Below are 21,522 nucleotides of genomic sequence, written 5' to 3'. Positions count from 1 at the left end.
TTACGATCTGACGCCTCTTCCAGCGTAAGCTCTTAAACCCTCAGACGAGGGTTTTTTGCTATAAATAAACCCGCAAATACTCCGTCAAGCACAGCAGCGCCATCGCCTGACCATACGGCATCGAGGTGAGCGGTATCTGACGGTAATACTCCAGATCGCTGCCCATCGCCGTTCCGAACGACACCTGCTTCAGTTCCCCATCCTCATCGATATTACCGATCACGCCACGCAATGCTTTCTCCGCCAGCGGCAAATACGCGGGCGAGAGGTAGTGTTTGCGCACCGCTTTAAGAATGCCATAGGCGAAACCGGCGGTGGCGGAGGCTTCAGGATAGCTGTTGGGATCGTCGAGCAAGGTGTGCCACAAACCGCTGCTGTGCTGACAGGTGCTCAGCGCCTTCACCTGGCTCTCCAGCACCTGCTGCAGGAAACGCCGCGTGGCATGCTGTTCCGGCCAGTTCATCATCTCGAGGAAATCAGGAATAACGATAGTCAGCCAGCTGTTGCCGCGCGCCCAACGTGCGTTGGCGAAGTTGTGCCGCCCATCAAACGTCCAGCCGTGGAACCATAAACCGGTTTGGCGATCCATTAAATATTGGGTATGAATCAGGAACTGATAGCTGGCTTCTTCGACAAACTCCGGACGATCCAGCAGCTGACCAATCTTCGCCAGCGCCATCACGCTCATCATCAAGGTGTCATCCCACAGCTGCTGGGTGTTTTCGTTGTTGTAGACGATGTGCTGCAAGCCGCCTTGTTCGGTACGCGGCATCTCATACATCACCCATTCAGCCCAACGCTCCAGCACCGGCCGCCATGCGGCATTTTGCGTCTCTTCATAGCGATACGCCAGCGTCAGGAACGGACAAACGGTATTGACGTTCTTGGTTGGCGTGCCTTCTGCCAGCCGCGTGCTGAACCAGTCATCGATGATCTTCAGCGTCTCTTGATCGCCGGTTTGCTGATAGTAGTGCAGCATGCCGTACAGGCCGATGCCGTGTGTCCATTCCCAACCGGCCCAGCCTTTGGTATCGATCACGCGGCCATCATCGAGGCGCAGCAAAAACTCACCGCTGTGATCGGTAATATTCACCAGATTATGGGTTAGCCGCTGAATCAACTGCACCAGCTCTGTACGTGGCAACAGATATTCAGGCTGGCGCAGTAACGCGCTGTGCTTCACAGGAAATACAGTCATGGTTCATTCCTATCGTTAATCAGGGTAGAGAGAGAAGGTAAAGATCGTGGCTGAGTCGGCAGCGGCGGTGCGGCCGCCTTGTGACGGTTGAGATACCCGACGTTGTTATTGCCCCACAGATTTTCATACGGCATACCCGCCAGCATTTCGACCACTTCACGCGCTTGCGGCGTAATGCGTTCCGGCACCACGCGTCCGGCTTCGCGCATTTTCAATGTCTCTTCGCGCAACACCGTGTGGGTTTGCAGGTTGAGCTTGAAGCGCAGTGAAATAATGAAGCCGCAGGCCAGCACGCAAAGTGTGCCCACGCTGAGGATCGCCAGAATGGTATGGCCGACAGCCGGGACTTGTGTGGCCTTGCCGGAAGAGAAGCCCGCCAGCTGCAACACGATACCGACGAACATCACCGCACCTGCTTGTGAGGCTTTGCGCGTCAGCGTCATGATGCCGGCAAAAATGCCTTCGCGACGCTGGCCGGTAATCACTTCATCGACGTCAGCGATATAAGTGTAAGTATTCCACGGCACATAGTTGATGCCACCGCGACCAAGACCAGCAAGGCCAGAAATCAGTACCAGCAGGGCGAAGTTGTCGTTCATGCCGGTGTACCACAATCCGGCGTAGGAGAGGGCGCTCAGACCAAACAGCACCACCACCATACGATAGGCAGGCGCAGGTCCTAGTCGGATACACAGCGGAATCATCGCCATCACCGCAATAAACTGCATCACCGCCATGGTGCCCATCAGGTTGGAGGCGATCTGCGCGCTTTGCATCAGCACAAACACCACATACCAGGTAAACACCGCGTTAAACACGTCCTGCGCGATATAGCCGCCGAGATACATGCCAAGATGCTGGCGGAAAATACGAATGCGCAGCGTTGAGGCCAGCTCGGTGTAGAGGCGTTTCAGGCTCTGCAGCAAAGTTAGCTGTGATTTTTCCTGCTCTGCGCGGCGTGATTCGGCAGAGAAATCGTTGGGATCGCGCTCCCAGGTAAACAGCCACACCAGCGTTAACACCAGCGCACAAATCACCGAGAACACCAGGCTGGCGTAGAAGAAGGAGATCGGATTATCTTTGCCAAACCAGCCAATCAGCACGCCCGGCAGGAACGCCGCCAGAATGGCCGACAGCTGCGCCAAACCAATACGCGCGCCAGAGAAACGGGTTTTCTGTTTGAAATCATCGGTCATCTCCGGCACCAGCGTTTCATAGGGCACCAGAATCATGGTGTAGACCATATCGAACAGCAGATAAGTCAGCAGATACCACCAGAAACTCATGTCGCCAACCCACATCAGGCTGTAGCTGAACACGCACGGAATGCCGAGCAGAATGAAGAATTTGCGGCGGCCAAAGCGCTTGCCGAGCCAGGTCGAACCAAAGTTGTCGGTCAGGAAACCCATTAGCGGGCTCACTACCGCATCCAGCACGCGAGCGGCAGCAAAAATAAAGGTCGCCTGAATCGGCGAGAGCCCACAAAAGGTGGTGTAAAAGTAGAGCAGCCAGGCGGCGGTTAACGCCGTGGTGCCTGCACCGAGGAAATCCCCGGACCCATAGGCCAGATAATGGCCCAGGCCAATCTTACGAGAGCGCATGGCAGGTTCTCCTTGAATTAGTCGGTAAACACATCCCTCATCACTCCGTACAACTTGCTCGGATTGGATTGAAAGTAGAGCGGCTTAAGCGTGCAAACCTTCGTGATTTCGCAATGACTTTCTTGTGGATGGCAAAATCACAAAGAAAATGGCGAGATATCTCTAATTTATAAAACAGCGTTTCATTTTTGTGGTTAATGAGATGTTGGAAATGCGAGTTGCAGCACAATGTGTGGCGAAGGGAGAAAACGGCGTAAAGGCAGTCATTTAATACAGGAAATGTGGTCCTGAGGTTGAAAGAAATGGAATTCCTCACGCATACTGCCTGACTGAACTCAGGCTTAAGGAAATGCACCATGGCTGAAGAAACCATTTTCAGTAAAATCATCCGTCGCGAGATCCCCGCCGACGTGGTTTATCAGGACGAACTGGTCACCGCCTTCCGTGATATCGCGCCCAAAGCGCCCACCCATATTCTGATCATCCCCAACGTATTGATTCCCACCGCCAACGATGTGCAAGCCGCACACGAGCAGGCGCTGGGCCGGATGATCACCGTGGCCGCCAAAATTGCCCGTGATGAAGGCATTGCCGAAGATGGCTATCGTCTGATCATGAACTGCAACAGTCATGGCGGTCAGGAGGTTTATCACATCCATATGCATTTGGTCGGCGGTCAGCCGCTGGGCCCAATGTTGGCCATCTAACTCAGGCGGACAAATTGATGCGTCAATGGCTGAGTGGCTTGCTGTTGCTGACCCTTGCAGGTTGCAGCAGCGATAAGCCGATGATTAATACCTCGCAGTCGCTGGTAATGGAATCGTCTGTATTATCCGCGGGCATTATTACCGATGATCCGAAGTTGACCGAGCAAGATGGTCAGCAGCGTGCCATGAGCGTGTTGTACAACCAGCGGGAAACGCCGGTGAAGGTGAACTATCGTTTCTATTGGTACGACGACAAAGGATTGGAAATCACGCCGGAAGAGCCAGCGCAGAGCCAAATTGTCCCGGCGCACGGCAGCGTAGAAGTGGCCTCACAAATGGGCAATCCGACCGCCAGTAAGGTGCGTCTCTATCTTTATCTTTGAGGAGTAAGCTGTGATTCGCAGTGTAAAACGTTCGGGCGCGTTGTTATTTGCGCTAATGCTCACCGGTTGTGTGGTGAAACAACAGACGCCAGCGCCGGTAGAACCCACGCAGCCAACTACGCCAACGCAGCCGGTTGAACCGACGCCGCAGCCGGTGCCGCCGCCAGAAACCGTACCGCAGCCACCGAAGCTGAAAACCATTAACTGGGATGCCAGCGTCCAGCCGTTGGTCGGCAAGATGGTGCAATCTTCAGGCGTGAATCCTGGCAGCGTATTGCTGGTGGACCGCATCAAGAACAGCACCAACGGCGCGTTGCAAACCGATAAAGCTACCGATGCGATTCAGAATGCGCTGGCCAACAACGGCAAGTTCACGCTGATCACTCCGGAACAGCTGGCGCAGGCCAAGCAGACGCTGGGCTTATCGCCGGATGACAGCCTCAACTCGCGCAGTAAAGCGATTGGCCTGGCGCGCAACGTTAACGCGCAGTATGTGCTGTACAGCAATGCGCAGGGCGATGTGAAAGCTCCAACGCTGCAAATGCAGCTGATGCTGGTGCAAACCGGTGAAATCATCTGGTCAGGAAACGGTGTTGCTCAACCCTGATCCTCAGCTGCAAAACCTGATTCAGCAACAATGGCCGACGGCGCAAGCTGCCGGTCATTTTTTCGCGCTGCCGGGACTGAGCGGGCAAAGCGTGCGTGTGCAGATGCCGCAGGGTGCGTTGCTTGCGCGACGTGCGCCGCCGCAGCCGATCCCATTTGTCGATCGCCAGCGCGAATACCGCATCCTGCAGCAGTTCAGGCATGCAGAGCTTGGGCCGCAGCCGCTGGCATGGCGCGATCCCTGGCTGCTGCAAAGCTGGTTGCCGGGAGAAGCACTCAGCTCCGCGCAGTTTAACGCGCAGCGGGAGGCGATTGTGGTGCTGCTGCAGCGCCTGCATCAACAGCCGCTCACCGGCTATCGTTTACGATTAGCGCCGCTGCTGCAGCGCTATTGGCAACTTTGCCAGCAGCGTCACTGGCGCTGGCAGCGTCGTCTGCAACGCTTATTACAGCAGGGCGAACCGCAGCCGCTGCGCCTGGCACCGCTGCATATGGATGTCCACGCCGGTAACCTGATTGCTACGCCTGCCGGTTTGCGCCTGATCGACTGGGAATATGCCGCCGATGGCGACGTGGCGCTGGAGCTGGCGGCGGTCTGTGCGGTTGATGGCGATACGCGTCCAGCGTGGATTGCCGAGTACGCCGCGCGCGCGAAGTTGGATGAGCACGAACTGGCGCGCCAGATACAGCGCTGGCAGCCGTGGCTGCAATTGCTGATGGCCAGCTGGTATCAGCTGCGCGCTGAGCAGAGCCAGGATGACACCTTACAACAGCTGGCGCAGGCCAGTTGGCACGACCTTTAACGTAGGATTTTAATCATGACCATGAACACGCCTGGACCGCTGATGCTCGACGTCGAAAGCTATGAGCTGGACGCCGAAGAACGCGAGATTCTGCAGCATCCGCTGGTAGGCGGACTGATTCTGTTTGCCCGCAACTTCCACGATGTCGACCAACTGGCAGAGCTGGTGCGCCAGATTCGCGCCGCGTCGCGCCATCGTCTGGTGGTCGCGGTGGATCAGGAAGGCGGGCGCGTGCAGCGTTTCCGCGACGGCTTCACGCAGTTGCCGGCCATGCAATCCTTCGCCGCGCTGCACGATCTCAATAGTGCCGGTGAACTGGCGCAGCAGGCGGGCTGGCAGATGGCGTCGGAAATGATCGCCATGGATATCGACATCAGTTTCGCGCCGGTACTCGACATTGGTCACATCAGCGCGGCGATTGGCGATCGTTCGTTCCATGAAGATCCGGCTATCGCACTGCAAGTCGCGCGTCGTTTTATCAACGGCATGCATGAAGCGGGTATGAAAACCACTGGCAAACACTTCCCCGGCCACGGTGCGGTCAGCGCGGATTCGCATAAAGAGACGCCGCGCGACAACCGCGATGCCGCCACGCTACGTCAGCATGACATGGCGATCTTTAAGCAGTTAATCGATGAGCAACTGCTCGATGCGGTGATGCCGGCGCACGTTATCTATACTGAGGTGGATCCGTTGCCCGCCAGCGGTTCACCATATTGGCTGCAAACCGTGTTGCGCAAAGAGCTCAGCTTCCACGGCGTGATTTTCTCCGACGATTTGTCGATGGAAGGTGCCGCCGTGATGGGCAGCTACGCCGAACGCGCACAGCAGTCGCTGAATGCCGGTTGCGATATGATCCTGGTGTGCAATCAGCGCGCCGGCGCGGTGAGCGTACTGGATAACTTGACGCCGATCGGGGCAGAGCGCGTGACGCAGTTATACCATCAAGGGCGTTTTACCCGTCAAAGCCTGCTGGCAAGCGAGCGCTGGCGGCAAAATCAGCGTCAGCTCAGCGCATTGCAAGAGCGCTGGCTGGCGCACAAAGCTTCGGGCAGATAAGCCGCGCTGCCCGGATTTATTCCACGCTGAGGAAAATCATGATCATCTATCTGCACGGTTTTGATTCCAACAGTCCGGGCAACCATGAAAAGGTGCTGCAGCTGCAGTTTATTGACCCGGACGTCAGATTAGTCAGCTACAGCACCCGTCATCCCAAACACGACATGCAGTTTCTGCTGAAAGAGTGCGACAAGCTGCTGCAACAGGGCGACGATGCGCATCCGCTGATTTGCGGGGTTGGGCTGGGCGGTTATTGGGCCGAGCGCATTGGCTTCCTGTGTGGCATGCGTCAGGTGATCTTTAATCCCAATCTGTTCCCATTTGAGAACATGGAAGGCAAAATCGATCGCCCGGAAGAGTATCTCGATATTGCTACCAAGTGCGTGAATGATTTCCGCGAGAAGAACCGCGAAAAGTGTCTGGCGATTTTGTCTCGTCAGGATGAAGCGCTGGATAATCAGCGCAGCGCGGCGTATCTGCAGCCGTTCTATGAAATCATCTGGGATGACGCAGCCAGCCACAAATTCAAGAACATCGCGCCACATCTACAACGCATCAAGGCCTTCAAACTCCTCGCCTGACCATCGGTGCGCCGTGTGACGCGGCGCATAAAATGTGTAACATTCTGATAATGCTGCTGAAAGATTGATGTACATCAATTTTCTTATGTGATGTCGTTGACGCCGTGATATTCTGCCCTCAGCTCGCGATTTAACGTCGCCAACCCTATGTTTATTAAGGTTTTTATTAACCATTGATTAACTATTGGTTTACAACTTTGAGGGGGTCTTTGTTGACTATATCTATGGAAAAAATCGTTATTATCGGCGGTGGTGCTGGCGGCTTAGAGCTGGCAACGCAGCTCGGTCACAAGCTGGGACGCAAGAAGAAGGCCGAGATCATTTTGGTCGATCGTAATCATAGCCATCTGTGGAAACCGCTGCTGCACGAAGTGGCAACCGGTTCGATGGACGAAGGGATTGATGCGCTGAGCTATCTGGCGCACGCGCGCAATCACGGCTTCCAGTTCCAGCTGGGATCGCTTACGCAAATCAACCGTGAAAACAAAACCCTTGAGCTGGCTGAAATTCGCGATGCGGAAGGCGCACTGTTAGTGCCGCAGCGTGAGCTGGCCTACGATCGCCTCGTTATTGCGCTTGGCAGCACCTCAAATGACTTCGGCACGCCGGGCGTGAAAGATCACTGCATCTTCCTTGATAACCCGCATCAGGCGCGTCGTTTCCACAACGAAATGCTCAACCTGTTCCTGCGTTTCTCGGCCAGCGAAGGCAGCCTGGAAAAAGTGAATATTGCGATTGTCGGCGGCGGTGCTACCGGCGTGGAACTCTCTGCTGAGTTGTATAACGCGGTGAAACAGCTGCACAGCTACGGCTACAAAGGTCTGGATAGCAGCTCGCTGAACGTCACGCTGGTGGAAGCCGGTGAACGCATTCTGCCTGCGCTGCCACCGCGTATCTCGGCGGCGGCGCATCAGGAGCTGACCAAACTTGGCGTGCGCGTGTTGACGCAAACCATGGTCACCAGCGCTATCGAAAACGGTTTGAATACCAAAGGCGGCGAATTCATCGAGGCCGATCTGATGGTGTGGGCGGCCGGTATCAAAGCGCCAGATTTCCTGAAAGAGATTGGCGGACTGGAAACCAACCGCATCAATCAGCTGGTGGTGAAAGAGACGCTGCAAACCACGCTGGATGACGACATCTACGCCATTGGTGATTGCGCCTCCTGCGCGCTGCCGGGTGGCGGATTTGTGCCGCCGCGCGCGCAGTCAGCGCATCAGATGGCATCGCGCGCGCTGGAGAACATCCTTGCACAGCGTAAAGATAAACCATTGAAAGCCTATGTTTATAAAGATCACGGCTCGCTGGTATCGCTGTCGCGCTTCAGCACCGTGGGCAGTTTGATGGGTAACCTGATGCGCGGCTCGATGATGGTGGAAGGGCGCATTGCGCGTTTTGTCTACATCTCTCTATATCGTATGCACCAGATTGCGCTCCACGGATACTTCAAGACCGGTCTGATGATGCTGGTCGGCAGTCTTAACCGCGTACTGCGTCCGCGCCTCAAGCTGCACTGATGATTTTCGGGCGGTGAATGCCGCCCCACGCCACGTCAGCTGCCGTAACCCGCTGAAAACTTCACGTTCAGCTTAAGGTTACGGCACTATTTCACCTGCTCTCAGAACTCTCCTAAAAGCTGGCCCTGATGGGTTTCCGCTGCGTTTCCTCCATTAATCTGATGTTGCAATTACGGTCCATCTGTAAAACTTATTACCAACAAACACGGCGCGGCGCGCACGCCGGTTATGCCTCGGCTACATCAGGATTTCGTAGCGGCAGGAATGCGCGGTAACAACCTTCAGGAGGACATTCCTGTGAATAAATCAATGTTAGCGGGTATCGGTATCGGCGTAGCAGCAGCGTTAGGCGTTGCCGCAGTCGCCAGCATGGATGTTTTCGATCGCGGCCCGCAGTATGCACAAGTCCTGTCGGCGACGCCGATTAAAGAGAGCATCAAGCAGCCGCGACAGGAGTGTCGCAATGTGACGCTAACCCATCGTCGTGCGGTCCAGGATGAGAATCGCATTGCCGGTTCGGTGCTGGGCGCGGTAGCCGGCGGCGTGTTGGGCCATCAGTTTGGTGGCGGACGCGGACGCGATGTGGCTACGGTAGCGGGCGCGTTAGCTGGCGGTTACGGTGGTAATCAGGTGCAGGGTGCGCTGCAGGATCGCGACACTTACACTACCAACGAGCAACGTTGCAAAACGGTATACGATAAACAGGAAAAAATGCTGGGTTATGACGTGACCTACAAAATAGGCGACCAGCAGGGCAAAATCCGCATGGAAAATGACCCTGGCACCCGCATTCCGCTGGACCGTAATGGTCAGCTAATCCTGAATTCGAATCAGGCCTAATTGGGCAAAGATGCATCACAGCAGCAGTAACAAAAAAGCGCCGCAAGGCGCTTTTTTCGTATCACACATCATCTCAGCCATAAGGTCGCCATTTATGGCGACCTTCCGAAACACAACATCAAACCCGATTTTTCGCCAGCTCGCTGACAAAATCCTGCACCCATTCCATACGGATTTTCCGGTCCGCCATGTCGCGGGTGAATTTCAGGCGCGTTGGGCCATCCAGTTTCCACTGCTTAGGATCTTTCTGCAGCAGGCCAATCAGCCAGCCCGGATCAACCTGATTCTGCGGCGCAAACTCAAAGAAACCGCCTTTGTCGCTGGCTTCAATCTTACGAATCCCCAACTGGCGCGCCACTAAACGCAGCCCGGCGATATCCAGCAGATTCCGCGCCGCATCCGGCAGTTTGCCGAAGCGGTCAATCATCTCAACCTTCAGCTCCGCCAAATCCTGCTCATCCGCCGCGCTGGCGACGCGCTTGTAGAGCGACAAGCGGGTATTCACGTCCGGGATAAAATCATCCGGCAGCAGGGCAGGCATGCGCAGTTCAATTTCGGTTTGATTGCTGGTGAGATCTTCCAGCGACGGCTCGCGGCCCGCCTTCAGCGCATCGACCGCATTCTCCAGCAGCTCCATATAGAGCGTGAAGCCGATGGTTTCCATCTGGCCGCTCTGATCTTCGCCGAGCAGTTCACCCGCGCCGCGAATCTCCAGATCGTGGGTTGCCAGCGCAAAACCGGCACCAAGATCTTCCAGCGACGCGATAGCTTCCAGACGCTTCTGCGCATCGGTGGTCATCGCTTTTGGATGCGGCGTCAGCAGCCACGCATAGGCCTGATGGTGCGAACGTCCCACACGGCCACGCAGCTGGTGCAGCTGAGCCAGACCAAAGTGGTCGGCGCGTTCAATGATAATGGTGTTGGCGCTGGGAACGTCGATACCGGTTTCGATGATGGTGGTACACACCAGCACGTTAAAGCGCTGATGGTGGAAATCATTCATCACCCGCTCGAGATCGCGTTCGCGCATCTGGCCGTGACCAATGGCAATACGCGCTTCCGGCACCAGATCGGCCAATCGCTGCGCCGCTTTCTCGATGTTTTCGACGTCATTGTAGAGATAGTAAACCTGGCCGCCGCGCAGCACTTCACGCAGGATCGCCTCGCGCACTACCAAGCTGTCGTACTCGCGCACAAAGGTTTTCACCGCCATGCGTCGTGCCGGTGGCGTGGCGATAATCGACAGATCGCGCATGCCGCTCATCGCCATATTCAGGGTACGCGGAATCGGCGTGGCAGTGAGCGTCAGGATATCAACATCGGCACGCATCGCCTTGATGCGCTCTTTGTGGCGCACGCCAAAGCGGTGCTCTTCATCGACAATCAGCAGGCCGAGATCATGCCATTTCAGGTCGTTCGACAACAGTTTATGCGTGCCAATCAGAATATCGACTTTGCCCTCGCGCGCCTGTTCCAGCACCTGACTCTGCTCTTTGGCGGTGCGGAAGCGCGATAGCATCTCAATGCGCACCGGCCAGTTAGCGAAGCGATCGCGGAAGTTGTCGTAATGCTGCTGCGCCAGCAAGGTGGTCGGCACCAGCACCGCGACCTGTTTGGCATTCTCAACCGCGAGGAACGCGGCGCGCATCGCCACTTCGGTTTTACCAAAGCCGACGTCACCGCACACCAGACGATCCATCGCCAGCGGCTGGCACATGTCGCTCAGCACCGCGTTGATCGCCTGACCTTGATCCGGCGTGGTTTCAAACGGGAAGCCTTCGCAGAACAGCTGATACTGTTCGCGATCGTGCTTAAAGGCGAAGCCGGTTTTGGCCGCGCGCTGAGCGTAGATATCCAGCAGCTCGGCCGCTACGTCGCGCACTTTCTCGGCGGCTTTCTGCCGCGCGCGCGACCAGGCATCGCTGCCGAGTTTATGCAGCGGCGCATTCTCATCGGCGCCGCCGGCATAGCGGCTAATCAGATGCAGCGACGAAACCGGCACATACAGCTTGGCGTCGCCCGCATAGGAGAGCATCAAATATTCAGCCACGATGCCGCCGGCTTCCAGCGTGGTCAGGCCGATATAACGCCCAACGCCGTGCTCCAGATGCACTACCGGCTGGCCGGGATGCAGCTCGGCAAGGTTGCGGATCAGCACATCAGGATTGATGGTGCGGCGATTATCCTGGCGACGGCGACTGACGCGCTCGCCAAGCAGATCGCTTTCGCAGATCAACGCCAGCTGGCGTTGCGTGTCGATAAAGCCGCGCTCGCTGGCGCCAATCATCAGGCTATGCGGCTGGTTGGCGGCCTGATCAAAGTGATCGATGGCCTGTGGGCGCAGTTTGATGCGCGTCAGCAGCTCTTGCAGGCTTTCGCGGCGACCTTCACTCTCCACCGAGAAAATGACCTGACCGCTGAATTGTTCAAGGAACTGACGCAGCAGATCGAGTGGCGCTTTGGCCTGCGCCTGCACGGTTAATTCCGGCAGCGGCTGATACCCCAGATTGGTGTTTGCCGCTTTCTCCGGCAGCGTGTCGCTGCTTAGCTGCATGCGCGGCCAGGCTTTCAGTTCGCTCATTAACGTGTCGGGACGCAGCCACAGCGTAACCGGCTCCAGCAACGGACGCATCGGATCGATACGGCGATTCTCAAAGCGCGCGTTGGCGTCTAGCCAGAAGCGCTCGGCGCTTGCCAGCAAATCGCCGCTGTTGAGCAGCAGCGTGTTGGCAGGCAGATAGCTAAACAGCGTTGGCAATTCTTGCTCAAAGAACAGTGGCTGCCAGTATTCGATACCGGCAGGCAACGTGCCTTTGCTCACCTGCTGATAGACGTGCTCCGGCTCGCGTCGTACGTCAAAGGTTTCGCGCCAGCGGCTGCGGAACAGCTCGATGGCGGCTTTATCCGTGGGGAATTCATGCGCCGGCAGCAGGTTAATCGCGTTGACCGCTTCCAGTGTACGCTGAGTATCGACATCAAACAGGCGCAGGCTGTCGATCTCATCATCAAAGAAGTCGATGCGATAAGGTTGATCGCTGCCCATCGGGAACAGATCGAGCAATGCGCCGCGCGTGGCGTATTCGCCGTGCTCCATCACCTGGTCGACATGACGATAACCGGCCTGCTCCAGCTGATCGCGTAGCGCATCGCGCGACAGCTTTTGCCCTTGCTGCATCACCAGCGCATGGCCGTGCAGGAAGCTGTGCGGACATACGCGCTGCATCAGCGTGTTGACCGGCATAATCAGCATGCCGCGCGTTAGGTTGGGCAGCTGATACAGCGTGGAGAGGCGAGCAGAGATAATGTCCTGATGCGGCGAGAAACTGTCGTAGGGCAGGGTTTCCCAGTCAGCGAGGTTAGTGACCGGCAGATCGGTGAACTGGCGTATCTCCTCCTGCAGACGCAAGGCAGATTGCATATCCGGGGTAATCATCAACACCGGACCGCTATGGCGTTCGGTGATGCTGGCACACTCAAGCGCTTGCGCGGCGCCGACGAGCTGGCCGAGCTGGCGATGGTCGCCGGCTTTGACTGGCAGGGTATAACGACTCTGTTCCGACATGGGATCTCGACATTCTCTCCTTGGATTACAGGGCGTCATCATTCCATAATCCGCCCTGAGGATCATCTGTCGTTTCGGAGTTTCTGCCAGGTCTTCATAATGACGACCCTACAAAACCCCCACGAATCACTTACTCGATTGCTGTGTGTAGTGCATACGCGGGCGATCGACATTGGCCCATGACAGCTCTTTCTCCAGATGGTAGCTGTGATTGCCGTCGTCCCACTTCACGTAATAGCCGGTTGGCGCATCTCCCTGTTCAAAAACGTTAACGATCTCGCCTCTGATCTCTCCCGATTTATGCTTCACGATACTGTTCTTAGGGAATTTGAACATGGTGTACTCCTCGTCGCCTACGGTAATTCACCTTTAAGTCTACGCCAGCCGATGACGAATAAACGTACAAATAACATCATTAATTTGTCGCAATTTTATGCATAAGCAGTGGCTGGTACGGTTTTTGACACAACTTTGCCGCAGACTCAGAGGGTTAGAGGTTTCATAAAGGGGACGCCTCCTTTATCATCCCACTACTTATTTTCAGGCAACTGCCAAGACGGATCTCATGTATCAACCAGTCGCGTTATTCATCGGTTTGCGCTACATGCGTGGACGTGCCTCAGACCGCTTTGGTCGCTTCGTCTCCTGGCTCTCAACTATCGGCATCACGCTCGGCGTGCTGGCGCTGGTCACCGTGTTATCGGTGATGAACGGCTTCGAGCGCGAGCTGGAAGGCAATATCCTCGGCCTGATGCCGCAGGCGCTGGTCACCAGCGACAAGGGCAGTATCAACCCAAAGGAATTGCCAGCCGAGGACCTCAAGCTGCAAGGTGTTAAGCGCATCGCTCCACTCACCACCGCCGATGTGGTGCTGCAAAGCGCGCGTAACGTTTCGGTCGGCGTGATGCTCGGCATCAATCCCGACGAACAGGATCCGCTGACGCCATTCCTCGTCAACACTCAACAAAGCGTGCTGCAAGCGGGCCAGTACAACGTCATCCTCGGTGAACAGCTGGCTGCACAGCTGGGCGTGAAGCGCGGCGATCAGCTGCGTTTGATGGTGCCGTCGGTCAGCCAGTTCACGCCAGTGGGGCGCTTGCCGAGCCAGCGTATTTTCACCGTGGCTGGCACGTATGCCGCCAACAGCGAAGTGGATGGCTATCAGATTCTGGTCAATCAGCAGGATGCCTCACGCGTGATGCGCTATCCGCTCGGTAACATCACCGGCTGGCGTTTGTGGCTGGATAAGCCATTAAGCGTTGATGCGCTCAGCCAGCAGAAACTGCCGGATGGACTGGCGTGGAAAGACTGGCGCGAACGCAAGGGCGATCTGTTCCAGGCGGTGCGCATGGAGAAAAACATGATGGGGCTGCTGCTGAGCCTGATCATCGCGGTGGCAGCCTTCAATATCATTACCTCGCTCGGCCTGCTGATCATGGAGAAGCAGGGCGAAGTGGCGATCCTGCAAACATTGGGTTTGACCCGCCGCCAGATTGTCGCGGTATTTATGGTGCAGGGCGCCAGCGCCGGTATTATTGGCGCGCTGCTGGGCACCGTGCTTGGCGTGCTGCTGGCCAGCCAACTGAATAATTTGATGCCGGTAATTGGCCTGTTCCTCGATGGCGCGGCGCTGCCGGTCGACATCAATGTGCTGCAGGTGATCACCATCGCGCTGGTCTCAATGGCCGTTGCGCTGCTCTCTACCCTTTATCCGTCGTGGCGCGCTGCCGCCGTCCAACCCGCTGAGGCTTTACGTTATGAGTAATACTCCTTTGTTGCAGTGTCGTGACCTGTGCAAACGCTATCAGGAAGGCAGCGTGCAGACCGATGTGCTGCGCAATGTAGCTTTCAGCCTGCAGCCGGGTGAACTGACGGCGATTGTCGGCAGCTCCGGTTCGGGTAAAAGTACCTTGCTGCATCTGCTCGGCGGCCTGGATGCGCCCACCTCGGGCGATGTGATTTTTGATGGTAAATCGCTGAATGCGATGTCGTCCGCCGCTAAAGCCGAGCTGCGTAACCGCGAGCTCGGCTTCATCTATCAGTTCCACCACTTGCTGCCGGACTTTAGCGCGCTGGAGAACGTAGCGATGCCGCTGCTGATTGGCAAAATCGGCAAAGCGGAAGCGGAGTCACGCGCGCGTGAAATGCTGGCGGCGGTCGGGCTGGAAAAACGTGCCGCGCATCGGCCTTCTGAATTGTCGGGCGGTGAACGTCAGCGTGTGGCGATTGCGCGCGCGCTGGTGAATCGTCCGCGTCTGGTGATGGCCGATGAACCCACCGGTAACCTCGATGCGCGCAACGCCGACGCGATTTTTGAATTGCTTGGCGAGTTGAACGTCAAGCAGGGCACCGCTTTTCTGGTGGTGACGCACGATCTGCAGCTGGCGAAACGCCTGAGCCGGCAGATGGAGATGCGCGACGGTGAGCTGAGCGACCAACTGACGCTGGGAGTGATCTGATGGCTTCGTCATTATCCCTGCTGCTCGGGCTGCGTTTTAGCCGCGGTCGGCGGCGTGGTGGCATGGTCTCGCTGATCTCCATCATCTCCACCATCGGCATCGCGCTGGGCGTGGCGGTGCTGATCATCGGCCTGAGCGCCATGAACGGCTTTGAGCGTGAGCTGAACAACCGCATTCTGGCGGTGGTTCCGCACGGTGAAATCGAGCCGGTGAATCAGCCGTTCCGCAACTGGCAACCGATGATCGCGCCGATTGAGCAGGTTGCTGGCATTGCCGCCGCCGCGCCCTACATCAACTTCACCGGGCTGATTGAGAGCGGCGCGAAGCTGCAAGCGCTGCAGGTGAAAGGCGTCGATCCGCAGGAGGAAGCGCGTCTTAGCGCCTTGCCGAGCTTTGTTGCCGGTGATGCGTGGTCACAGTTCGCGGCGGGCAAACAGCAAATCATTCTGGGTGGCGGCATCGCCAAATCGCTCAACGTGAAACAGGGCGACTGGATCACAATCATGATCCCGAATAATGATGGCGAGAATAAGCTGCTGCAGCCGAAACGCATTCGTCTGCAGGTTAGTGGCGTGCTGCAACTGAGCGGCATGCTCGATCACAGCCTGGCGCTGGTGCCGCTGGCCGATGCGCAGAAGTATCTGGATATGGGCGACAGCGTCAGCGGTATCGCGCTGAAGATGAATGACCCGTTCCAGGCGCAGAAGCTGGTACGAGACGCCGGTGAAGTGACGCACTCTTACGTCTATATCAAGAGCTGGATTGGCACTTACGGCTACATGTATCGTGACATCCAGATGATTCGCGCCATTATGTATTTAGCCATGGTGCTGGTGATTGGCGTGGCTTGCTTCAACATCGTTTCGACGCTGGTGATGGCGGTGAAAGACAAGAGCAGCGACATCGCGGTGCTGCGTACGCTGGGCGCCAAAGATGGCCTGATTCGCGCCATCTTTATCTGGTACGGCTTGCTGGCGGGCCTGCTTGGCAGCGTCAGCGGCGTGGTGGTCGGCGTGCTGGTGGCGCTGAATCTCACGCCAGTGATGCGCGTGTTTGAGCACCTTACCGGGCATCAACTGCTGGCGGGCGATATCTACTTTATCGATTTCCTGCCGTCCGAACTGCACTGGATTGATGTGATTTCGGTGCTGGGCACCGCGATTGTCCTGAGCCTGATTGCCAGCTGGTATCCGGCCCGACGCGCGAGCCGTATCGATCCGGCCCGCGTGCTCAGCGGTCAGTAAAGATAAAACCCAGCCGCCATGCGGCTGCTATTATCGGGCAGATTAGCCCGAAAAATACCCGACGCGCGGCGATAAACGCCGCAGATAAGGAGCTTTTATGCGCATACCGCGCCGCCGCCTACGACTCGCCCGCGACAAAAAAAACCGCCGCAAGGTGCATCAGCGCTTTCGTCAGCGCATCTTCGAGCGCGATCGCAAAGCTGAACTGGCCGCGCATCCGCAACCGCGCGTGGTGGTGCTGACCGGCGCGGGTATTTCCGCCGAGTCCGGTATTCGCACGTTCCGCGCCGCCGATGGCTTGTGGGAAGAGCACCGCGTGGAAGATGTCGCCACGCCGGAAGGTTTCCAACGCAATCCGGCGCTGGTGCAGGCGTTCTACAATGCGCGTCGTCAGCAGCTGCAACAGCCCGAAATTCAGCCCAACGCCGCGCACAAAGCGCTGGCGGAACTGGAGCAGGTGCTGGGCGATAACTTCCTGCTGGTGACGCAGAATATCGATAACCTGCACGAACGCGCCGGCAGCCAGCGCGTGTTGCATATGCACGGTGAACTGTTGAAAGTGCGCTGCGTCAGCAGCGGACAAGTGCTGGACTGGACCGAAGATTTAACCCCGGACGATCGCTGCACCTGCTGCCAGTTCCCGGCGATGCTGCGCCCGCACATCGTGTGGTTTGGTGAAATGCCGCTGGGGATGGAGGAGATTTATCAGGCGATTGAGCAGGCGAATCTGTTTATTGCCATCGGCACCTCGGGCCACGTTTATCCCGCCGCTGGTTTTGTCCACGAGGCAAAACTGCAGGGCGCGCATACCGTGGAGCTGAACCTGGAACCGAGCCAGGTTGGCAATGAGTTTGCTGAGCGTCATTACGGTTTAGCCAGCGAAGTGGTGCCGGAGTTTGTGCATACGTTTTTGCGTGGGTTGTATAAGTAGTTTAGTGCGCGCTTTCCCTCATCCCAACCTTCTCCCAAAGGGAGAAGGGGCGAAATAGAACCCTCTCCCGCTTGCGGGAGAGGGCAGGGTGAGGGGGAAGTCGCAGAGGACTAACGTCCCGCCTTCAGCTTCTGGAACAGCGTCTCATACTGCACGCTGGCTTCACCGACATCGTTCTGCCACTCGCCGTTTTTAATCACATCCTCAGCAGGATACAGCGAAGGATCGTTGGCCACTTCATTTGGCAATAGCTTCTTCGCCGCCAGGTTTGGCGTGGGATAACCGATGGTTTCCGCCACTTGCGCCGCCACGTCTGGACGCAGCAGGAAGTTAATCAGCTTCAGCGCGCCTTCACGGTTTTTCGCATTGGCCGGAATCGCCAGGTTATCCATCCAGAAAATCCCGCCTTCCTGCGGCCAGATAATCTGCAGCGGCGTGCCCGCCTGGCGCGCAACGTAGGCGGAACCGTTCCAGATCATGCCAACGTTCACTTCGCCTTCCATAAACGGGTTGCCCGGATTATCGGAGTTAAACGCCAGCACGTTCGGCATCAGCTTTTTCAACTCTTCATAAGCAGCTTCGATCTGTTTAGGATCGCGGGTGTTGCCCGAATAACCCAGCTTGCGCAGCGCCATCTGGAACACTTCACGCGCGTCGTCGGTCAGCAGCAGGCTCTGCTTATACTCCGGCTTCCACAAATCGGCCCAGCGGGTAATGCTTTTGGCATCCACCTCGTCGGTGTTGACGCCAATGGCGGTCGCGCCCCAGATATACGGGATCGAGTAATCGTTATTAGGATCGAACGGCTTGTTCAGCAGGTTAGGATCGAGATTTTTGAAGTTGCTGAGCTGGGATTTATCAATCTTTTGCAGCATGCCTTCATTACGCATCTTGGCGACGAAGTAGGTTGAAGGCACCACCAAATCGTAAGCGCCATCTTTCCAGGTCTTCAGCTTGGCATACATGCTTTCATTGGATTCGTAGGTGGAGTAAATCACCTTGATGCCGGTCTCTTTGGTGAACTGCTCCAGCAGTCCCGGCGGCACGTATTCGGTCCAGTTATAGAAGTAGAGCGTTTTGCCGGCATCCGCCTGCGCGCTCTGCATGCCCAATGCCAGCGCCCCAGCCGCCAGCCAATGAGACCACTTTTTCATCGATTATCCTCTATTTGGTTTTATCACGGAGCAACAGCTGACTGAGCGCCACCAACAGTAGCGACAGCAGCAGCAAAATTGTCGCCAGCGCGTTCACTTCCGGTGACACGCCAACTTTAACCATCGAATAGATTTTTAACGGCAAAATTTCGAAGCTCGGGCCGGTAACAAACGACGATACCACGACATCGTCCATCGACAGCGTAAAACTGAGCAGCCAACCCGCTGCGACCGCCGGTAGCGCCAGCGGCAGCAAAATTTTGCGCAGGATGGTGACTTCGCTGGCACCAAGATCTTTGGCGGCTTCCAGCATGCGCACATCAAATCCTTTCAGGCGCGAATAGACGGTGATCACCACAAACGGCAGGCAGAAAGTGATGTGCGAGAACAGCAGCGACCAGAAGCCAAGCGAAATGCCCAGCAGCATGAACAGCACCAGCAGCGAAATCGCCATCACGATATCCGGCGACATCATCACCACAAACAGCATGCCGCTGACGAACGGTTTACCCCGGAAGCGATAGCGATAGAGCGCGACGGCGGTCAGCGAGCCGATAATCGTGGCGCAGCTGGCGGAGAGCACGCCCATCAGCAATGAATGTTGTGCCGCCTGAATCAGGCTGTCGTTGTTCATCAGCAGGCGATACCACTGCGTGCTGAAACCCTGCCAGTTAATGCCGAAACGTGAACTGTTGAAGGAGTTGACGATCAGAATGATGATCGGGATATAAAACCAGGCGTAAATCACGGCCATGAAGCCGCCACGTAACCAGCGCGCCATCATTGCAGTTCCGCCTTGCTGTTCAGCATACGCGCTGCACGCCAGTAAGCCAGCAGCATCAATCCCATCAGCAGCGTCATCACAATGCTGGTGGCGGCACCGAACGGCCAGTCGCGGATATTGAGGAACTGGCTCTTGATCACGTTGCCAATCAACAGGTTTTTCGCGCCGCCCAGCAAATCTGCCACAAAGAACAAACCCATCGCCGGGATAAACACCAGCAGGCAACCGGCGACAATGCCCGGCATGGTCAGCGGCAGAATGATGCGTAAGAAGGTTTTCAGTTTACTGGCGCCGAGATCGCGCGCCGCTTCGAGGCAGGATTTATCCAGTTTTTCCAGGCTGGAGTAGAGCGGCAGCACCATAAACGGCAGCAGAATGTAGATCAGTCCCAGAATCACCGCTTCGGAGGTGTACATGATGCGAAACGGTTTATCGATCACCCCGAGCCACAGCAAAAACTCATTTAGCCAGCCGCGCGTGCTGAGGAAGATTTTCAGGCCGTAGATGCGGATCAGCGAGTTGGTCCAGAACGGCACAATCAGCAGGAACAGCATCAGCGGACGCAGGCGCGCTGGCAGTTTCGTCAGACACCAGGCAAACGGATAACCGAGTAGCAGGCAGCACAGCGTGGCGATCAACGCCATATTCAGCGAGTGCAGCAGCACGTCAGCGTAGAGCGGATCGAGCAGCCGCGTGTAGTTATTGAGGGTGAAGGCCATACTGACAAAATGCGCATCATCGCGCGTCAGGAAGCTGGTGGCGAAGATCATCAGGTTGGGCAGCAGGACAAACAGCGTTAGCCAGCTGACGATTAGCGCGACAATGACTTTCTGCAGGCGGTTACGCATCAACTTCATACGGCAGCACCACCTCCCAGTTGGCGACCCAGCTGACAGACATTTTCTGGTTCAGCGAGTGATCAAAATCGGGATCGTCTTCGTTGAAGAACTCGCTCACCGTCAGCAGCTTGCCGTTCTCCAGCTCAACGGTGGATTCCAGCGTCATGCCTTTATAGTTGCGCTCGCGCACGTAGCCGATCAGGTTGTCGCTGCGGCTGTCGTGATCGATCTCCTCGACGCGCAGATCTTCCGGGCGCAGCAGCACATGCAGCTTATCGCCCGCGCTGACCGGGAAATCACACTGCAGCTCACATTCACGCCCTTCCACCCGCGCGCGGATAGTGGGCGCATGGTCGCTGTTCAGCACCTCGGCATCGAACACGTTTATCTCGCCGATAAAGCGCGCCACAAACAGGTTGGCGGGCTCTTCGTAAATCTCGCGCGGCGTGCCGTCCTGTTCGATACGACCATCGCGCATCACCACGATACGATCGGACATAGTCAGCGCTTCTTCCTGATCGTGGGTGACGAAGACAAAGGTGATGCCGAGCTTACGCTGCAGCGCTTTGAGCTCGTTTTGCATCTGGCGACGCAGCTTGTAATCCAGCGCCGACAGCGACTCATCCAGCAGCAACACTTTCGGACGATTGACCACCGCGCGCGCAATCGCCACGCGCTGTTGCTGACCGCCCGAAAGCTGATGCGGACGGCGATCGGCAAAACTCTCCAGCTGCACCATCGCCAGCGCATCGTTAACGCGCGTGGTGATCTCGGCCACCGGGGTTTTCTGCATGCGCAGGCCAAAGGCGACGTTCTCAAACACCGACATGTGTGGGAACAGCGCGTAGCTTTGAAACACGGTGTTGATGTGGCGATGCTCGGCGGGCAGGTCGGTGATGTCATTATCATCAAGAATGATGTGACCGCGATCGGCCTCTTCCAGCCCGGCAATCAGCCGCAATATGGTGGTTTTTCCGCAGCCGGAAGGGCCAAGCAGCGTGATGAACTCGCCGTGACGGATGGTCAGGTCAAAGTCAGAGATGATGGTTTTGCCATCGAAAGCTTTACTGATGCCAGAAAGCGTAACCAGCGCAGGCGCGCGTGTTTGCGTCATTTTAGTCACTCAGTCTGATGGTGAATCAGGTTACAGCATAGCCGCTGGTGGCCGCTTGCTGTGATGAAGGGCGCGATGATACCGCAAAAATGTGTCAATGCCATGTTTTGCCACGGATTTACCTTGAAAACGCTGAAAAA

20 protein-coding genes are annotated in these 21,522 nt (G+C 56.7%); 12 read left to right on the top strand and 8 right to left on the bottom strand.

The features are described from left to right. Nucleotides 1–58: 58 nt before the first annotated feature. Nucleotides 59–1,198, bottom strand: coding sequence for a glycoside hydrolase family 105 protein (locus tag PanJK_RS02750; RefSeq protein ID WP_265297077.1), 1,140 nt, complete (start codon nt 1,196–1,198; stop codon nt 59–61). Continuing rightward, nucleotides 1,195–2,799: an MFS transporter gene (locus tag PanJK_RS02745; protein ID WP_256696206.1), complete on the bottom strand. Its 1,605-nt coding sequence runs from the start codon at nt 2,797–2,799 to the stop codon at nt 1,195–1,197. Before PanJK_RS02745 ends, PanJK_RS02750 begins: the two co-directional genes overlap by 4 nt. Before the next feature lie 356 nt (nt 2,800–3,155). On the opposite strand from PanJK_RS02745, the gene hinT reads away from it, so the two are divergent. The 8 genes from hinT (at nt 3,156) to PanJK_RS02705 (ending at nt 9,295) form a co-directional block, all read left to right on the top strand. Continuing rightward, nucleotides 3,156–3,506 (top strand): purine nucleoside phosphoramidase, encoded by a 351-nt coding sequence (gene hinT / locus PanJK_RS02740; protein ID WP_007885755.1) that lies wholly within the window; start codon nt 3,156–3,158, stop codon nt 3,504–3,506. Nucleotides 3,507–3,523: 17 nt separating this feature from the next. Next, nucleotides 3,524–3,889, top strand: coding sequence for a YcfL family protein (locus tag PanJK_RS02735; RefSeq protein WP_256696208.1), 366 nt, complete (start codon nt 3,524–3,526; stop codon nt 3,887–3,889). A gap of 10 nt (nt 3,890–3,899) precedes the next feature. Beyond that, nucleotides 3,900–4,496 carry a penicillin-binding protein activator LpoB gene (lpoB, locus tag PanJK_RS02730; RefSeq protein WP_008103041.1) on the top strand — a complete coding sequence of 199 codons (597 nt, stop codon included), beginning with the start codon at nt 3,900–3,902 and terminating at the stop codon, nt 4,494–4,496. Next, nucleotides 4,456–5,298 carry a thiamine kinase gene (gene thiK, locus PanJK_RS02725; RefSeq protein ID WP_414858923.1) on the top strand — a complete coding sequence of 281 codons (843 nt, stop codon included), beginning with the start codon at nt 4,456–4,458 and terminating at the stop codon, nt 5,296–5,298. The genes lpoB and thiK overlap by 41 nt, the downstream gene beginning before the upstream one ends. Nucleotides 5,299–5,313: 15 nt before the next feature. Next, nucleotides 5,314–6,357, top strand: a complete 1,044-nt coding sequence (gene nagZ, locus PanJK_RS02720) for a beta-N-acetylhexosaminidase (protein WP_265297076.1) — start codon at nt 5,314–5,316, stop codon at nt 6,355–6,357. A gap of 38 nt (nt 6,358–6,395) precedes the next feature. Next, nucleotides 6,396–6,938 (top strand): alpha/beta hydrolase YcfP, encoded by a 543-nt coding sequence (gene ycfP / locus PanJK_RS02715; RefSeq protein ID WP_256696210.1) that lies wholly within the window; start codon nt 6,396–6,398, stop codon nt 6,936–6,938. 224 nt (nt 6,939–7,162) lie between these two features. Then, a complete protein-coding gene (locus PanJK_RS02710) occupies nt 7,163–8,455 on the top strand; it encodes an NAD(P)/FAD-dependent oxidoreductase (protein WP_414858922.1) in 1,293 nt (430 codons plus the stop codon). Nucleotides 8,456–8,752: 297 nt separating this feature from the next. Then, a complete protein-coding gene (locus PanJK_RS02705) occupies nt 8,753–9,295 on the top strand; it encodes a glycine zipper 2TM domain-containing protein (protein ID WP_097097555.1) in 543 nt (180 codons plus the stop codon). Nucleotides 9,296–9,413: 118 nt separating this feature from the next. On the opposite strand, the gene mfd is transcribed toward PanJK_RS02705, so the two are convergent. Together mfd and PanJK_RS02695 are read right to left on the bottom strand one after the other, a co-directional pair. Then, nucleotides 9,414–12,857, bottom strand: a complete 3,444-nt coding sequence (gene mfd, locus PanJK_RS02700) for a transcription-repair coupling factor (protein WP_265297073.1) — start codon at nt 12,855–12,857, stop codon at nt 9,414–9,416. Between the two features lie 126 nt (nt 12,858–12,983). Beyond that, on the bottom strand, nt 12,984–13,193 hold the full coding sequence (locus PanJK_RS02695) for a hypothetical protein (RefSeq protein ID WP_064740896.1): 210 nt from the start codon (nt 13,191–13,193) through the stop codon (nt 12,984–12,986). A 229-nt stretch (nt 13,194–13,422) separates the two neighbouring features. Here PanJK_RS02695 and lolC point away from each other — a divergent pair, with 229 nt between their 5' ends. The 4 genes from lolC to cobB all read left to right on the top strand — a co-directional run bounded on the left by lolC (nt 13,423) and on the right by cobB (nt 17,491). Then, complete coding sequence (lolC, locus tag PanJK_RS02690; protein WP_256696212.1) at nt 13,423–14,622, top strand: lipoprotein-releasing ABC transporter permease subunit LolC; 1,200 nt, start codon at nt 13,423–13,425, stop codon at nt 14,620–14,622. Beyond that, on the top strand, nt 14,615–15,316 hold the full coding sequence (gene lolD, locus PanJK_RS02685) for a lipoprotein-releasing ABC transporter ATP-binding protein LolD (RefSeq protein ID WP_008103026.1): 702 nt from the start codon (nt 14,615–14,617) through the stop codon (nt 15,314–15,316). The genes lolC and lolD overlap by 8 nt, the downstream gene beginning before the upstream one ends. Continuing rightward, nucleotides 15,316–16,560 (top strand): lipoprotein-releasing ABC transporter permease subunit LolE, encoded by a 1,245-nt coding sequence (gene lolE, locus PanJK_RS02680; RefSeq protein WP_265297071.1) that lies wholly within the window; start codon nt 15,316–15,318, stop codon nt 16,558–16,560. The genes lolD and lolE overlap by 1 nt, the downstream gene beginning before the upstream one ends. Before the next feature lie 97 nt (nt 16,561–16,657). After that, nucleotides 16,658–17,491 carry a Sir2 family NAD+-dependent deacetylase gene (cobB, locus tag PanJK_RS02675; RefSeq protein ID WP_008103022.1) on the top strand — a complete coding sequence of 278 codons (834 nt, stop codon included), beginning with the start codon at nt 16,658–16,660 and terminating at the stop codon, nt 17,489–17,491. A 110-nt stretch (nt 17,492–17,601) separates the two neighbouring features. Here cobB and potD read toward each other — a convergent pair whose 3' ends face one another. Genes potD through potA form a run of 4 tightly spaced genes read right to left on the bottom strand, consistent with a single transcriptional unit; the run spans nt 17,602 to nt 21,382 of the window. After that, nucleotides 17,602–18,645 (bottom strand): spermidine/putrescine ABC transporter substrate-binding protein PotD, encoded by a 1,044-nt coding sequence (gene potD / locus PanJK_RS02670; protein ID WP_265297069.1) that lies wholly within the window; start codon nt 18,643–18,645, stop codon nt 17,602–17,604. Nucleotides 18,646–18,655: 10 nt separating this feature from the next. Next, the gene (gene potC / locus PanJK_RS02665) at nt 18,656–19,429 is read right to left on the bottom strand and encodes a spermidine/putrescine ABC transporter permease PotC (protein ID WP_154152656.1); all 774 of its coding nucleotides are present in this window, start codon (nt 19,427–19,429) and stop codon (nt 18,656–18,658) included. Beyond that, entirely contained in the window at nt 19,426–20,286 is an 861-nt protein-coding gene (potB, locus tag PanJK_RS02660) for a spermidine/putrescine ABC transporter permease PotB (RefSeq protein ID WP_265297068.1), read from the bottom strand. The genes potC and potB overlap by 4 nt, the downstream gene beginning before the upstream one ends. Beyond that, nucleotides 20,270–21,382 carry a spermidine/putrescine ABC transporter ATP-binding protein PotA gene (gene potA / locus PanJK_RS02655; RefSeq protein WP_265297067.1) on the bottom strand — a complete coding sequence of 371 codons (1,113 nt, stop codon included), beginning with the start codon at nt 21,380–21,382 and terminating at the stop codon, nt 20,270–20,272. The genes potB and potA overlap by 17 nt, the downstream gene beginning before the upstream one ends. Between the last annotated feature and the right edge of the window lie 140 nt (nt 21,383–21,522).

The sequence above is a fragment of the Pantoea sp. JK genome, from assembly GCF_026130245.1.
In the GTDB taxonomy this organism is placed as follows: Bacteria; Pseudomonadota; Gammaproteobacteria; order Enterobacterales; family Enterobacteriaceae; genus Pantoea; species Pantoea trifolii.
This window is presented reverse-complemented; position numbering and strand designations above follow the sequence as displayed.

Excerpts from the sequence above, each read along its gene's own strand:
- PanJK_RS02750 (WP_265297077.1), bottom strand. The coding sequence starts at position 1,198 with ATGACTGTATTTCCTGTGAAGCACAGCGCGTTACTGCGCCAGCCTGAA.
- PanJK_RS02745 (WP_256696206.1), bottom strand. The coding sequence starts at position 2,799 with ATGCGCTCTCGTAAGATTGGCCTGGGCCATTATCTGGCCTATGGGTCC.
- hinT (WP_007885755.1), top strand. The coding sequence starts at position 3,156 with ATGGCTGAAGAAACCATTTTCAGTAAAATCATCCGTCGCGAGATCCCC.
- PanJK_RS02735 (WP_256696208.1), top strand. The coding sequence starts at position 3,524 with ATGCGTCAATGGCTGAGTGGCTTGCTGTTGCTGACCCTTGCAGGTTGC.
- nagZ (WP_265297076.1), top strand. The coding sequence starts at position 5,314 with ATGACCATGAACACGCCTGGACCGCTGATGCTCGACGTCGAAAGCTAT.
- ycfP (WP_256696210.1), top strand. The coding sequence starts at position 6,396 with ATGATCATCTATCTGCACGGTTTTGATTCCAACAGTCCGGGCAACCAT.
- PanJK_RS02710 (WP_414858922.1), top strand. The coding sequence starts at position 7,163 with ATGGAAAAAATCGTTATTATCGGCGGTGGTGCTGGCGGCTTAGAGCTG.
- mfd (WP_265297073.1), bottom strand. The coding sequence starts at position 12,857 with ATGTCGGAACAGAGTCGTTATACCCTGCCAGTCAAAGCCGGCGACCAT.
- PanJK_RS02695 (WP_064740896.1), bottom strand. The coding sequence starts at position 13,193 with ATGTTCAAATTCCCTAAGAACAGTATCGTGAAGCATAAATCGGGAGAG.
- lolC (WP_256696212.1), top strand. The coding sequence starts at position 13,423 with ATGTATCAACCAGTCGCGTTATTCATCGGTTTGCGCTACATGCGTGGA.
- lolD (WP_008103026.1), top strand. The coding sequence starts at position 14,615 with ATGAGTAATACTCCTTTGTTGCAGTGTCGTGACCTGTGCAAACGCTAT.
- lolE (WP_265297071.1), top strand. The coding sequence starts at position 15,316 with ATGGCTTCGTCATTATCCCTGCTGCTCGGGCTGCGTTTTAGCCGCGGT.
- cobB (WP_008103022.1), top strand. The coding sequence starts at position 16,658 with ATGCGCATACCGCGCCGCCGCCTACGACTCGCCCGCGACAAAAAAAAC.
- potD (WP_265297069.1), bottom strand. The coding sequence starts at position 18,645 with ATGAAAAAGTGGTCTCATTGGCTGGCGGCTGGGGCGCTGGCATTGGGC.
- potC (WP_154152656.1), bottom strand. The coding sequence starts at position 19,429 with ATGATGGCGCGCTGGTTACGTGGCGGCTTCATGGCCGTGATTTACGCC.
- potB (WP_265297068.1), bottom strand. The coding sequence starts at position 20,286 with ATGAAGTTGATGCGTAACCGCCTGCAGAAAGTCATTGTCGCGCTAATC.
- potA (WP_265297067.1), bottom strand. The coding sequence starts at position 21,382 with ATGACGCAAACACGCGCGCCTGCGCTGGTTACGCTTTCTGGCATCAGT.